The following is a 13,960-nucleotide window of genomic DNA, read 5'->3' as shown; positions in this document are numbered from 1 at the left end:
GGGTTTCCTACCTGATTGTTATACGAGCTGACGGCCCTTGGCGTCGATCGCATTGGCGACCGCTTCGTCCGTGGCTTCGTCCGGCAGCAACATTTCGTTATGAGCCTTGCCCGAGGGGATCATCGGGAAGCAGTTGGCGAGATTGGCGACGCGGCAATCGAAGATGACGGGCTTCTTGACGTCGATCATCTCCTGGATGGTCGCATCGAGATCGTCAGGCTTTTCACAGCGCAGGCCGACCGCGCCATAGGCTTCGGCGAGCTTCACGAAGTCGGGCATCGCCTCCGTGTAGGAGTTGGACAGCCGGTTCCCGTGCAGGAGCTGCTGCCACTGGCGCACCATGCCCATGTACTGGTTGTTCATGATGAAGATCTTGATCGGCGCATTGTGCTGGATCGCCGCCGACATTTCCTGGATGCACATCTGGATCGAGGCATCGCCGGCAATGTCGATGACGAGGCTTTCCGGATGGGCGATCTGCACGCCGAGCGCTGCCGGCAGGCCGTAACCCATCGTGCCGAGCCCCCCCGAGGTCATCCAGCGGTTCGGCTGTTCGAAGCCGAAGAACTGGGCCGCCCACATCTGGTGCTGGCCGACTTCCGTCGTGATGTAGGTGTCGCGGTCCTTTGTCAGGGCAAAGAGACGCTCCAGCGCATATTGCGGCATGATAACGTCGCTGCTCCTAGTATAGGCGAAGGAATTGCGCGCGCGCCAGCGGGCGATATCGCCCCACCATGCATCGAGACGGTTCTTTTCCGGCTTCTTCGGCAGCGCCCGCCACAGGCGGATCATATCTTCCAGGATATGGCCGACATCGCCGCGGATGCCGAGATCGACGCGAACGTTCTTGTTGATCGAAGACGGGTCGATATCGATATGGATCTTCTTCGAGTTCGGCGAGAAGGCGTTCAGGCGGCCGGTGATCCGGTCGTCGAAGCGGGCGCCGATGCAGACCATGACGTCGCAATCATGCATCGCCATGTTGGCCTCGTAGGAGCCGTGCATGCCGAGCATCTTCAGCCAGTTCTTGCCGGATGCCGGATAGGCGCCGAGACCCATCAGCGTCGAGGTGATCGGGAAATCTGTGAGCTCGACCAGCTCGCGCAGCATGCGGGAGGCTTCCGGACCGGAATTGATGACGCCACCACCGGTATAGAAGATCGGCCGCCGGGCATTCGCCATCATTTCGATTGCTGCATGGATCTGGTTTAGGTCGCCCTGGATCTTCGGCTGGTAGCTCTTCTGGATCGCGTGATCGGCCGGCGGCGTGTAGGTGCCTGTGGCGAACTGAACATCCTTCGGGATATCGACAACGACGGGGCCAGGACGGCCCGACTGCGCAATCCGGAAGGCTTCATGGATGACGGCGGCGAGCTCGTTGACATCCTTGACCAGCCAGTTGTGCTTGGTGCAGGGGCGCGTGATGCCGACGGTATCGCATTCCTGAAAGGCGTCCGAACCGATGAGCGAGGTCGGAACCTGCCCCGTCAGGCAGACGAGCGGAATGGAATCCATCAGCGCATCCTGCAGCGGCGTAACCGCATTGGTGGCACCGGGACCAGAGGTCACCAGCATGACGCCGACCTTGCCGGTCGAGCGGGCATAACCTTCGGCCGCATGGCCGGCCCCCTGCTCATGGCGAACGAGGATGTGCTTGACCTCCTCCTGCTGGAAGATCTCGTCATAGATCGGCAGAACGGCACCGCCGGGATAGCCGAAGATGTGCTCGACGCCATTATCCTTCAGCGCACGCAGAACGATTTCCGCTCCCGTCATCCGATTGCTGTCCGCCTGATTGTCCGTGCTCGCCATGTGTCTGTTCCGTTTGATGCTGAGGATTTGAGTTTGTGGTCGGAAACCCTGATTTCGGGCATAAAAAAAGGCCCCCGAGGAGCCTTCGTCTAGCGCATGGGTGGCTATCGCCGGATGGTTACACCATCCTGCCCATGCGCTTTCCCACCACGATAAGAACGTTCGAAATTGTCATGGGCGGAAGTGATAGACAGAAAATTTCGCAGCGTCAACGCATTCCGCAATAAAAAATCGGAAGCCCGTCAACCGCCCCACCGTCCGATGGGCCGTCCAATTCTGCGGCTGAAGGATTTGTTAAAGGATCGGTTATATCCTGTCCGTTAATGCAGGGAGTAACCCTTTGCTCAACAACGACATGATGACGACAGGCAAAGCAGGCGAGCAGGATCGCCGCGACAGCCTCGCACCGGGAAATCGGTTTCTCGGGCGTGTCGTTGCATGCAGCGGATCGCGCGCCACCATCGCCGCCGTGGCAGAATCTGGCGGCACCGATCTCACGGAATTATGGTCCGTCGGCCGGCTGATTTCGATCAGCGTCGGCAGGAACCGCGTCGTCGCCCTCGTCTATTCCATGAATACCGGCAACCAGGGCTGGGGCGAAGGCCAGGACAATATCTTCCGCATCGAGACGGAACTGCTCGGCGAAGTCCGCGTCGAGGACGATGGCCGCGAGGAATTCTCGACCGGCATCTCGCGCTACCCCTATCTCGGCGCCATCGCCCACCGCATCCGCGCCGCCGACCTCATGCGCATCTATGATGCCGGCAAGGGCGCCACCGCCGTCATCGGCAATCTCACGCAGGATGAAAGCATCGACGCGGCAATCCATGTCCCCTCGATGCTGTCGAAACATTTCGCCGTCGTCGGCTCGACCGGCGTCGGCAAGTCGACCGCCGTCTCGCTGCTGTTGCACAAGGCGATCGAGGCCGATCCGAAGCTGCGCGTGCTCATCCTCGATCCGCACAACGAATTTGCCGCGGCTTTTCCCAAGCACGCCGTCACCATCGATACGGATACGCTCGATCTGCCCTTCTGGCTGATGCGGCTCGAAGAATTCGCCGAGGTCGTCTTCCGCGGTCGCCCGCCGGTGCCGGAAGAGCTCGACATGCTGCGCGACATCCTGCCGGAAGCCAAACGCGCCTTCCGCGGCAGCGACAGTTCGCTGGTGCGCCGCCAGACAGAAAAGAGTTCGATCACGGCCGATACACCGGTGCCCTACCGCATCGCCGATCTGCTCGCCCTTATCGATGAGCGCATCGGCAGGCTGGAAGGCCGCGCTGAAAAGCCGTTCCTGCGCTCGCTGAAGATGCGCATCATCGCCGCGATCAACGATCCGCGCTATCACTTCATGTTCTCCAGCAATACGATCAGCGACACGATCACGGAGACGATCGCGCAGATCTTCCGCATTCCCGGCGACAACAGGCCGATCTGCACCTTCCAGCTCGCCGGCATCCCCTCCGAAGTCGTCAACTCCGTCGCTTCGGTGCTCTGCCGCATGGCCTTCGAAATCGCGCTCTGGAGCGAAGGCGCCATTCATATGCTGGTCGTCTGTGAAGAGGCCCACCGCTATATCCCGTCGGATCCGAACCTCGGCTTCGTTCCGACCCGCCAGGCCATCGCCCGCATTGCCAAGGAAGGCCGCAAATACGGCGTCTCGCTCGGCATCATCACCCAGCGCCCCGGCGAACTCGACCAGACGATCCTGTCGCAGTGTTCGACGCTGTTTGCCATGCGCCTTGCCAACGATCGCGACCAGGAAATCATCCGCTCGGCCATTCCCAACTCCTCGATCTCGACGACGAGCTTCATCTCCTCGATCGGCAACGGAGAAGCAATCGCCTTCGGCGAAGCGATCCGGGTGCCGATGCGCATGCGCTTCCTGCGCGTCGATGAAAACCTGCTGCCGAAGGCCCACAGCGCCACCAGCAAACATGCCGAGGAAGATCCCGATACGGTCGACCTGCGCCGCATCGTTACCCGCATGCGGGCGATCACAGCAGGCCCCGATATCTCCACCTTCCAGCAGAGCTACAGTGCAGCGATGGCAGACAGTTACGAGCCGGAAGACGACTTCGCCGATGAAGCCGCCGATCAACCCTATGCCGCTCCATCGGCAGAGGCGCCGCTCGAACCCTATCGCCCCGCCCTGCTGCCGCAGAGCCGCGCGCCGCATCCTGAGCCCCCGCCGCTCTCGCCGCAGACCTCCATCGACGCGCGCCTGGAAGCACTGCGCCGCGAAATGCGCCGCGACGAGCAGCCAAAGCCGGCCTTCGGCGAACAGACGTCCCCGCCACGCCGCGAGGGCGGCATGTCGCTGCGCGATAGCATCCTGAAGAAGCCGCTGAGCAGCCTCAACAATAAGGACTGAGTGCGCCTTACGAACGCGGCTGGCGCGTCGCCGCTGCGATTTCGGAGAGATGCCGCTCGATCAGGGCCAGAAAGGCGATGGTGCCGCAGATCAGCGCCGCAACCACGATGCCGCCGATGGCGCCCAAAATTGCTCCGACGATGAACATGCCCGATCCGCCCTGCGCCGCAGCAGCGGTCGCACCCGAAAGCGTGGAAAAGGCGAGGATGACGATGGCGATCAAGGCGTTGATCGAAGAAAGCGTCTTTGCGAGAAAATTGTTCATGCCGGCCCATAGCTCCATTGGTCATGATTCGAAGATCATTCTAGCTGTTTGCGGGCGCAAAGCATGAGTCGCTTTGGCGCTAAGGCGAAAGCCGCTCCCAGCTTTCATCCATCTGATTGCGAAACCAGGTCATCTGCCGCTTGGCATATTGCCGCGTGGCCGCCGCCCCGCGCTCGATCACCTCGGCGCGGTTCATCTCGCCGCGCAGCATCGCCGCAATCTGCGACACGCCGATTGCCTTCACAACAGGCATTTCCGGGGGAAGATCAAGCGCGAGTAGCGCCCTCACCTCGTCTTCTGCCCCCTGCTCCAGCATTTTCTCGAAACGTCCGTTGATCCGCTGATGCAGCACGGCGCGATCCGGCAGCACGACGATCTTGCGTGCCGTGTGCGGATCGACGACGACAGGCCCCGCCTGCCCCTGGAATTCCGCGATCGACTGGCCCGTCGCCTCGAAAACCTCAAGCGCCCGCACGATCCTCTGCCCGTCCTGTACGTTCAGGCTCTCGGCCATGGCGGGATCAACCTTCGCAAGTTCCGCATACAGGCCCTCCGATCCCTCCTCCAGAAGCCGGGCGCGCAGCCGCTGCCTTATCTTCTCGGGAATGACGGGCATTTCCGATAACCCGCCCGTCAGCGCCTTGAAATAAAGCCCAGTGCCGCCGACGAAGACCGGCAGCTTTCCCTCTGCACGGATGCTCGGCAAGAGCGCCGCCACATCCCGCAGCCACGCGCCGGTCGAATAAGTCGCCCCCGCCGGCACATGGCCGTAAAGGTGATGCGGTACGCCTCCCATATCCTCCTCGGACGGTCGCGCCGTCAGCACCCGCAGCGTGTCATAGACCTGCATGCTGTCGGCATTGATCACCACGCCGCCATGCTGTTTGGCCAGTTCCACGGCCAGTGCGGACTTGCCGCTGGCAGTCGGCCCGGTTATCAGGATCGCGTTCACAGAGCTCAGAAGGTTTTCCATCATGGCCCTCGTTGCCACGCTTGTTGCCAATCCGTCAAACCCCGTTCTTTCGCCTGCCATAGCCGAACGTGCGGCCGAGGCCGTCAAGGCATCCGGGCTCTACTGGCTGGCCGACGGTATTGCCTGCGATATCGTGCTCGCCGACGGTGCGGACGGCGAAGCGGCCAAGGCCAATCTGCTCGCCGTCATCGCCAGCGCCCCGATCGATCTCGTCATCCAGGAACAGGAAACCCGCCGCAAGAAGCTGCTGATCGCCGATATGGATTCGACCATGATTGGCCAGGAATGCATCGACGAACTCGCCGCCGAAGTCGGCCTCAAGGAAAAGGTTGCCGCCATCACCGCCCGCGCCATGAACGGCGAGATCGCCTTCGAGCCGGCGCTGCGGGAACGCGTCGCCCTCCTGAAAGGTCTGCCGATCTCGGTCGTCGACGACGTGATCGCCAAGCGGATCACCCTGACACCCGGCGGCCCCGAACTCATCGCCACCATGAAGTCGAAAGGCTACTATACCGCCCTCGTCTCCGGCGGCTTCACGGTCTTCACGAGCCGCATCGCTGCCGTCATCGGCTTCGACGAAAACCGCGCCAATATCCTGCTTGAGGAAGGCGGCCTCCTCTCCGGTCACGTCGCTGAACCCATTCTCGGCAAGCAGGCCAAGGTCGACGCCCTCAACGACATCGCCGCCCGCCTCGGCATTTCCCCCGAAGACGCCATCGCCGTCGGCGACGGCGCCAACGACCTCGGCATGCTGCACCTCGCCGGCTCCGGCGTCGCCCTGCACGCCAAACCCGCGGTCGCTGCCGAAGCCGACATCCAGATCAACCACGGCGACCTGACGGCGCTGCTTTATGTCCAGGGCTACCGGAAGACTGATTTCGTGACGGTGTGAGCCATGAGGCACTGTTGAAACGAAAAAGGAGCGGCCACCACTCCTTTTATTTTTCTGGCCTGTGCAGGCCGACAGCCCTCACTCCATCGGCACTGCAACAAACCGCAGATCACCATTCGCCGCAGCGACCATCATCTGCGCATTGCGTCGGCCTTCCTGCTTCAGCGTCTGCACCTTGGTGGCAACTGCATCCGGCGACTTCATGAATTCCTGTGCCACCTCGACGATAACATCGCCGGGCTTCAAACCCTTCTCCGCAGCGGCCGAACCGGGTGCAACCTCGGTCACGACGACACCATCGACGCTTTCGGCAATGCCGAAGGCCTTGCGGGTTTCGGGGCTGAGCAGCGAGAGCGAAAGACCGAGCACATGCTCTGGGGTAGCCTGGCCGGGTGTTGCCTGATCCTGCCCCTTTTGATCCGGGCTCTTTTGGTCTTGCCCTTGATCCTGCTGGTGCGGATCCTGGCCGTCAGGTGCGGTCTGCCCCTGATCGCCATCCTGATCCGGTTCATCCATGTCGTTGTTCTCGCCGGGATCGGGATTGATGACACCGTCATCACTCGAATTGTCGCCGGCGGCAGCCGCTTGGTCGCTGTCTTCGAGACGGCCGAGCGTCACCTTGACGGTCTGCTCCTTGCCGTCGCGCAGCACGAGGACATCGACCTCTTTGCCGACAGGGCTTTCGGCCACCACGCGCGGCAGGTCGCGCATCTCGGCGACAGCCTTGCCGTCGAATTTCAGGATGACGTCACCGGCCTTGATCGAACCGTCATCGACAGGTCCGCCTTTGATGATGCCGGCGACCAGCGCGCCTCTGGCGCTATCGAGGCCGAGGCTGTCGGCCACTTCGTCGGTGACCGGCTGGATGCGCACACCGAGCCAGCCGCGGCGCGTCTCACCATACTCGCGAAGCTGCTCGACCACGCCCGATGCAAGCTCCGACGGCACGGAGAAACCGATACCGATCGAGCCGCCCGAGGGAGAAATGATCGCGGTGTTGATGCCAATCACTTCACCCTTCATGTTGAAGAGCGGGCCGCCGGAATTGCCCTTGTTGATCGCCGCATCCGTCTGGATGAAATTGTCGTAGGGGCCGGCATTGATGTTGCGGCCGCGGCCCGAAATGATGCCGACCGTCACCGATCCGCCGAAGCCGAACGGGTTGCCGATCGCCATGACCCAATCGCCGATACGCATCGTGCTGGAATCACCGAACTTGACGAATTTCAGCGGCTGCTTCGGCTCGACCTTGAGCACCGAAAGGTCAGTCTTGGTATCGGTGCCGATCAGCTTGGCCTTGAGCTTGGAGCCGTTGGCGAAATTGACCTCGATGTCGTCGGCCCCCTCGATCACGTGGTTGTTCGTGACGATATAGCCGGTGGGATCGATGACGAAGCCGGAACCGAGCGAGCTGACATTGTGGTTGGGGCCGCGGTTGCCCTGCTGCTTGTTGAAGAAGTCGTTGAAGAATTCCTGGAAGGGCGAGCCGTCAGGCGCACGCGGTGCGGGACCGGCACCCTCGTCACCCTTCACATTCTGCGAGGTCGAGATATTGACTACGGCATCGAGCAACCCTTCGGCGAGATCCGCGACGGAAGCCGGACCATTGCCCGGAGCCGTCATCTGCATGGGCGGAGCGGCGGGTGCGACTGCAGCCGGTGAGACGGGTGACGATGCGGGCCGAGGTGCCGCAGGTGCTGCCTGTTCAGGTGCAACGGGCGCCGGGGCGGTTTGCGCATGCGCAACACCGCCAGCACCGACATTTGCCAGAAGGGCAGTGCCGGCCAAAAGCGCGAGCGTTCGTCTGAAGGGCGAGCGATTCGTGGGGGCCATCAAGCTTCCTCGTCTGGGATAAAGGCGCACATACATCACCAGCATAAGGCGGAATGATGGAGGGCGAAATCACCTTTTCGAGAAATCCCCGTGCGAATGTGATCTAGCCTCGTAAAAGCCAGACGGAGGCTACCCCAAGTGCCACAGCCACAAGTCCAAACACCCTCAGTTGGCGCTCCGGAACGGTGGGCAGAAGCTTCGCCATCTCGATAAGAAAACGAGGGGCCAGTGCGTAGACCAGCCCCTCGATGATAAGGAAGAATGCAAGTCCGGTGAGGAAGTCCTGCATTCAGCCTGTCGTCAGTTCGCCGGCTGTGCCGGAGCGGTCGGCTGCGCGGCCGCAGGCGGCACGAGGCCACCGGTCTGGCCCGGGGCCGGATTGCCGTCCGCATTCTCGAAGTAGCGGAAGAACTGCGACGTCGGCGAAAGCACCAATGTCGTATCCTGCGAGGAAAGTGCCGCGGAATAGGCGGCCATCGAGCGGTAGAACTCGAAGAAGGCCGGATCCTTGCCGAAGGAGTCGGCAAAGATACGGTTGCGCTCCGCATCACCCTGACCGCGCAGGATTTCCGAATCGCGCTGCGCGTCGGCGGTGATTTCGACGACCTGACGATCGGCGACGGCCCGGCGACGCTGGCCCTCTTCGTTACCCTCGGCGCGGATGCGCTCGGCCTCGGCCAGACGCTCGGAGCGCATGGCGTTGTAGGTGTTCGGAGCCACTTCCGGCGAAAGATCCGTCCGGCGGATGCGGACGTCATCGATATGCAGGCCGAGATTTTCGGCATCGGTGCGAAGATCGTCGCGGATTTCGAGCATCATTGCCACGCGCTCTTCCGAAAGCGCTGCGTTGTAGTCACGCAAACCGTAGACCCGACGAAGCGAGGAATCGAGCTGCGCACGCAGCCGCGCCTCGGCAGCGTCGCGGTCGCCCGAGACCGTTTCGCGGAAGCGGCGTACATCCGAGATATTGTAGATCACGAAGGCGTCGACATCGAAGGTCTGGCCGTCCTGAACTTGAACGCGGATATTATCGAGGTCGAGCCTGAGCGCCCGCTTTTCCACGAACTGCACGCGGTCGGCATCCATGAAGCCGAACGGCAGCTTGAAATAGATGCCGGGCTCTGTCTTCACCGATTGAATCTGGCCGAAGCGGACGACGATCGCCTGCTCGCGCGCATTGACCACGAAGATCGACGAATAAAGAATGACGAGAAGGACCGCGAGCGCGATCAGGATAAAGGGAAGTCTGTTCGATACCATGGTTCAACCTCCCCGTTGTGCCGGTGCTGCCGCCGGTCGATTGATCTCGTTGAGCGGCAGGTAGGGTACGACGCCCTGCTTCTCGTCGATCACGACCTTCTTGGAGTTCTTCAGGACCTGTTCCATCGTTTCCAGGAACAGGCGCTTGCGCGTCACGTCGGGAGCCTTCGAATATTCGTCATTGATGGCTGTAAAGCGCTGGGCTTCACCTTCCGCTTCCTTGACGACGCGATCCTTGTAGGCGGCTGCGTCTTCACGGATACGGGCAGCATCGCCTCGTGCCTGACCGAGCTTCTGGTTCGTATAGCGGTTAGCGTCCTCGATTGTGCTGTCGCGGTCGCGGCCGGCACGCTGCACTTCTTCGAAGGAGTCGGCGACTTCGCGTGGCGGCGCCACGTTCTGGATTGTCACGCCGGTCACGGTAATGCCCGCACCGTACCGGTTCATCGTATCCTGAACGATGTTGAGAACCTGCGTCTCGATCGGCTGGCGGTTGCTGCGGAATGCGTCCAGTGCCGGACGCCGGCCGACGACTTCGCGCATGGCGCTGTCGGAAACCTGCTGCAGCGTTTCGGCCGGATTTTCGACACCGAAAAGATAGGCCTTGGGATCACTGATCGTATAGAAGACCGCGAACTGCACGTTGATGACACTCTTGTCGCTCGACAGCATCAGCCCGCTCGAAGAGCCTGCCGTGGTCGCGCCGATGTTCAACTGCTGCACCGTCACCTTGACCGTCTCGACGGTTTCAACCGGCCAGAAATGGAAATGCAGGCCCGGCAGGGAAATCTCCTGCTTGGGCTCGCCGAAGCGCAGCTCAACGCCGCGTTCGTCCGGCTGGACGACGTAAATGCATTGGAAAAGCCAGAAGATCGCAACGATCGCTGCGATGATCGCAACGACACCGCCGTTGAAACCACCTGGAATGAAGCCGCGCAGCCGGTCCTGCCCGCGCCGGATAATATCTTCCAGATCGGGCGGACCGCCCTTGCCGCCGCCACCGCCGCGTGGACGGTTCGGCCCCTGCCCCCATGGTCCCTGATTGTTACCGCCGCCGCCGCCCCAAGGGCCGCCGCCGCCATTCTGATTGCTCCAGGGCATCAAAACCTCATTGTTCGTTACGTCATACACATCCGACCGCCGTGGGGGCTGCCGGCGGATGCGATCCGACCGTTATAGGTATCGCCGCACCGGCTTTCAACGCGGTGTCAGGAACTTGGTCAATATAATTGGAAAATAGTTCCTTTTAGGACCGTTAGCCATGTGCAATTGCCCGGACAACTCACCAGTCGGCTTACTCAAAAAAATCCAGCTGATTGGTATCGTCTAGCTCCAGCTTGGCCTCATATCGCTCAAGCAGGACAGCAAAATCAGGCTCCCGCCCCATAAGCTCCTCTTTCACACGATATCGGTGGAAAGGCTTACGGCGAACGTAATGGGTTATCCGAAATGGATACTGGTCGAATTCTGTCTTTGGAAAATCGTCTTCCGATCTAACAATCCATTCGGTTTTTGCGCCGTCATCTCTCTCACCGAAATCAAGTTCAAACTTGGCATCACCGTTTATATTTCCACAAAATACGTCTGTAACAAATATACTGTTAATAAATTTCTCAAATACCCTGTAAATCTGATCTCCGCCAATAACAAAAAACTTCATATTGCCAGAAATTATCGACTCGATATCAGCCAAAAGCAACGCAGTCTCAGGGTCTCTCGCCCATTTTAGACTAGGAAACTCACGGAGAAACGTCGGCTCCGTGCGAGATAAGATTATATTGGTTCGCTTAGGCAGGGGTTTGCCGATAGAGTCAAAGGTTTTACGCCCCATAATCACAGCATGACCTTGGGTGCGCTGCTTAAACAGCTGCAGGTCCGTGCGCAGATGCCACGGGAGTGTATTTTCGATACCAATTATCTTGTCGGGATAACTGCGCGCAACGATAGATGCGGCGGAAGGCATCCGCACCCTCTTCTCGTTTTTTTTCATTAACTTAGACCGCACAATCTACCCGTCGACTACGAACCAAACGTCCATAGTCCCCGGACGCATGCACTGCAAGTTAAAATCAGAAGGTTTAAACGGCGATCGGCGCCTTGATATTGGCATCGGCATCGTAACCGACGAGTTCGAAATCCTCATAGACGAAATCGAAGATATCCTTCACGTCGCGCTTGATCAGCATGCGCGGCAGCGGCTTCGGCTGGCGCGCCAGCTGCAGCTTCGCCTGTTCGAAATGATTGTGGTAGAGATGCGTATCACCGAGCGTATGGACGAACTCGCCATATTTCAGCCCGGTCACCTGCGCCACCATCATCGTCAGCAGCGCATAGGAAGCGATATTGAAGGGGACGCCGAGGAAAATATCCGCCGAGCGCTGATAGAGCTGACAGGAAAGCCTGCCGTCGGCCACGTAGAACTGGAACAGGCAATGACAGGGCGGCAGCGCCATGTCATCGACTTCTGCCGGGTTCCAGGCCGAAACGATGTGGCGGCGGGAATTCGGGTTTTTGACGAGGCCCTTCACGAGATTGTCGATCTGGTCGATATGCCCGCCATCCGGTGCCGGCCAGGAGCGCCACTGCGCGCCATAGACCGGGCCGAGATCTCCGTTCTCGTCGGCCCATTCGTCCCAGATGCTGACGCCGTTTTCATGCAGGTAGCCGATATTGGTCTCGCCCTTGAGGAACCACAGCAGCTCATAGATGATCGAGCGCAAATGCAGCTTCTTCGTCGTCAGCACCGGAAAACCGGCATCGAGATCAAAGCGCATCTGATAGCCGAAGACCGAACGCGTGCCGGTTCCCGTGCGGTCGCCGCGGTCGGTGCCGTTTTCCATCACATGGCTCAAGAGGTCGAGATATTGCTTCATGGTCGCCACTGATTCCTTTTGCACCTAATTTAAGGGCAAAGCGACCGCAAACCAATGCGTCTTGCTGATTATCCAAGCTAAATCGCTGGAGAGCACGACGCTTTTGTGACGTATCCCCTTCCCTTGCGATCACAAAAACACTATATCACCCATGCCGGCTTTCGGGCCGGCTATGGCGATAAACGGGCGGTGGAATAAACCTATTGGACCCGGGGGCGGTACCCGGCGCCTCCACCAAAAGCAGGCGGATATCCTTTTGGAGAATGGCCTGCTTTTGATGGGGGCGAAATAGGATCGACAAGGGTGTAAAGATCGACTTTTCGCTCGGCATGATACCGCCGTTATCGGGTCACAAGTGTAGTTGCAAACGACAACAACGCTAAGGAATACGCTCTCGCTGCCTAACGGCGGTGCGGGAATTCCGCTCTAAGCCCTTACGGTTAGCCCCGTAAGGCGGGGTCCGAAGGCACCTGGCAACAGAAGCCTTCACCTTCTCCCCTTTTTCGACGAAATCATGTATGCTTGATGAAAGTATGAATCGGCTTGCGCCTTTCCCAAAGCGCCTGTTCGTGCCATACAAGTTCGTGAAAAGACTTCGAAACCGACGAAAGACAGGAAAAGCATGGGGCAGGATCACATCCGCTACGACATTCTGGCACAGGACGCGTTGCGCGGCGTCATCCGCAAAGTCTTGACTGAAGTCGCAACGACGGGCCGGCTGCCCGGCGACCATCATTTCTTCATCACGTTTCTGACCGGCGCCCCCGGCGTGCGCATCTCGCAGCATCTGAAGTCCAAATATCCCGAGCAGATGACGATCGTCATCCAGCACCAGTTCTGGGAACTGAAAATCACCGAATCCCATTTCGAAATTGGTCTGTCGTTTTCCGACGTGCCGGAAAAGCTCGTCATCCCCTTCAACGCCATCAGAGGCTTCTACGATCCCTCGGTCAATTTCGAGCTGGAATTCGACGTGCCACTGAGTGACGGCGAGGAGTTGCCGGCAGCCGAAATTACCGCCTATCCCGTTGACGCGGCCAAGACTGAGGATGCGGCCGCAAAGCCCGCCGACGGCGAAGAAAAAAAACCAGGCTCCGTCGTTTCACTCGACTCTTTCCGCAAGAAGCAGTGATGTCAAAGGGAGGCCGAAAGCCTCCCTTTTTTCATGGAGAGAACCGAATGAGCGCCGAAATCGTCAATCTGCGCCAGTTCCGCAAGAAGCAGGCCCGTTCCGAAAAGGAAATACGGGCTGAGCAGAACCGTGTGTCCCATGGGCGCACCAAGGCCGAGAAGCAATTGACCAAGGCCCTCAACGAGAAAGCCGAAAAGGCGCTCGATCAGGGCAGGCTCGAAAAAGACAAGACTTGATCGTGCCGACATAAAAGCATGCGTGATCAAGCAGTTGCGGTTCCCAAGTGAATCGCTTTCTCAATAAGACATGGTGAGCCCGATGATCCGTAAACATTCGGCGACACTGCATGGGCATCGCACAAGCTTCTCGTTGGAAGATGAATTCTGGATGGAGCTGAAGACAATCGCAGCAAGTCGTTCCATGCCGCTTGCAGCGTTGATATCGGAAATAGACGATAACAGGCCGGCTGAGAGCAATCTCTCCTCGGCACTGCGCCTTCATGTCCTGTGCTGGTTGAAAAACGGCGCCGCAGGAGCTTGAACAGCCCTG

Annotated in this window: 14 protein-coding genes and 1 other RNA gene; 6 read left to right on the top strand and 9 right to left on the bottom strand. The window is 59.8% G+C overall.

Annotated features, from left to right (window positions below; translation table 11 throughout):
• Positions 1–18 precede the first annotated feature (18 nt).
• Positions 19–1,812, bottom strand: a complete 1,794-nt coding sequence (locus tag FHT82_RS28255; RefSeq protein ID WP_183736021.1) for an acetolactate synthase 3 large subunit — start codon at positions 1,810–1,812, stop codon at positions 19–21.
• 340 nt (positions 1,813–2,152) lie between these two features.
• On the opposite strand from FHT82_RS28255, the gene FHT82_RS28250 reads away from it, so the two are divergent.
• Entirely contained in the window at positions 2,153–4,183 is a 2,031-nt protein-coding gene (locus FHT82_RS28250; RefSeq protein ID WP_183736020.1) for an ATP-binding protein, read from the top strand.
• Positions 4,184–4,190: 7 nt separating this feature from the next.
• Here FHT82_RS28250 and FHT82_RS28245 read toward each other — a convergent pair whose 3' ends face one another.
• Positions 4,191–4,448, bottom strand: a complete 258-nt coding sequence (locus tag FHT82_RS28245) for a hypothetical protein (protein WP_007817811.1) — start codon at positions 4,446–4,448, stop codon at positions 4,191–4,193.
• A gap of 79 nt (positions 4,449–4,527) precedes the next feature.
• Positions 4,528–5,424 carry a tRNA (adenosine(37)-N6)-dimethylallyltransferase MiaA gene (gene miaA, locus FHT82_RS28240; protein WP_183736019.1) on the bottom strand — a complete coding sequence of 299 codons (897 nt, stop codon included), beginning with the start codon at positions 5,422–5,424 and terminating at the stop codon, positions 4,528–4,530.
• On the opposite strand from miaA, the gene serB reads away from it, so the two are divergent.
• Complete coding sequence (serB, locus tag FHT82_RS28235; RefSeq protein ID WP_183736018.1) at positions 5,423–6,313, top strand: phosphoserine phosphatase SerB; 891 nt, start codon at positions 5,423–5,425, stop codon at positions 6,311–6,313. The genes miaA and serB overlap by 2 nt on opposite strands.
• 78 nt (positions 6,314–6,391) lie before the next feature.
• On the opposite strand, the gene FHT82_RS28230 is transcribed toward serB, so the two are convergent.
• From FHT82_RS28230 to FHT82_RS28205, 6 genes are all read right to left on the bottom strand, one after another.
• Entirely contained in the window at positions 6,392–8,146 is a 1,755-nt protein-coding gene (locus tag FHT82_RS28230) for a Do family serine endopeptidase (RefSeq protein ID WP_183736017.1), read from the bottom strand.
• Positions 8,147–8,249: 103 nt separating this feature from the next.
• Entirely contained in the window at positions 8,250–8,435 is a 186-nt protein-coding gene (locus FHT82_RS28225) for a DUF2065 domain-containing protein (protein ID WP_183736016.1), read from the bottom strand.
• An 11-nt stretch (positions 8,436–8,446) separates the two neighbouring features.
• Positions 8,447–9,406 carry a protease modulator HflC gene (locus FHT82_RS28220; protein ID WP_183736015.1) on the bottom strand — a complete coding sequence of 320 codons (960 nt, stop codon included), beginning with the start codon at positions 9,404–9,406 and terminating at the stop codon, positions 8,447–8,449.
• Between the two features lie 3 nt (positions 9,407–9,409).
• Positions 9,410–10,507 carry an FtsH protease activity modulator HflK gene (gene hflK, locus FHT82_RS28215; protein WP_183736014.1) on the bottom strand — a complete coding sequence of 366 codons (1,098 nt, stop codon included), beginning with the start codon at positions 10,505–10,507 and terminating at the stop codon, positions 9,410–9,412.
• Between the two features lie 193 nt (positions 10,508–10,700).
• Positions 10,701–11,369, bottom strand: coding sequence for a dihydrofolate reductase (locus FHT82_RS28210; RefSeq protein ID WP_183736013.1), 669 nt, complete (start codon positions 11,367–11,369; stop codon positions 10,701–10,703).
• Positions 11,370–11,484: 115 nt separating this feature from the next.
• The gene (locus tag FHT82_RS28205; RefSeq protein WP_183736012.1) at positions 11,485–12,279 is read right to left on the bottom strand and encodes a thymidylate synthase; all 795 of its coding nucleotides are present in this window, start codon (positions 12,277–12,279) and stop codon (positions 11,485–11,487) included.
• A gap of 114 nt (positions 12,280–12,393) precedes the next feature.
• Between FHT82_RS28205 and ssrA the strand changes: the two genes are divergently transcribed.
• The 4 genes from ssrA to FHT82_RS28185 all read left to right on the top strand — a co-directional run bounded on the left by ssrA (position 12,394) and on the right by FHT82_RS28185 (position 13,951).
• Positions 12,394–12,770: a transfer-messenger RNA gene (ssrA, locus tag FHT82_RS28200) on the top strand.
• A gap of 131 nt (positions 12,771–12,901) precedes the next feature.
• The gene (locus FHT82_RS28195) at positions 12,902–13,411 is read left to right on the top strand and encodes an SspB family protein (RefSeq protein WP_183736011.1); all 510 of its coding nucleotides are present in this window, start codon (positions 12,902–12,904) and stop codon (positions 13,409–13,411) included.
• Positions 13,412–13,458: 47 nt separating this feature from the next.
• The gene (locus FHT82_RS28190; protein WP_183736010.1) at positions 13,459–13,647 is read left to right on the top strand and encodes a DUF4169 family protein; all 189 of its coding nucleotides are present in this window, start codon (positions 13,459–13,461) and stop codon (positions 13,645–13,647) included.
• Positions 13,648–13,729: 82 nt separating this feature from the next.
• Positions 13,730–13,951, top strand: coding sequence for a ribbon-helix-helix domain-containing protein (locus FHT82_RS28185; RefSeq protein WP_183736009.1), 222 nt, complete (start codon positions 13,730–13,732; stop codon positions 13,949–13,951).
• The last annotated feature ends 9 nt before the right edge of the window (positions 13,952–13,960 follow it).

This window comes from Rhizobium sp. BK275 (genome assembly GCF_014193555.1).
Classification (GTDB): Bacteria; Pseudomonadota; Alphaproteobacteria; order Rhizobiales; family Rhizobiaceae; genus Rhizobium.
Note: the sequence above shows the minus strand (reverse complement) of the source record. Positions and strands in the feature narration are given on the sequence as shown.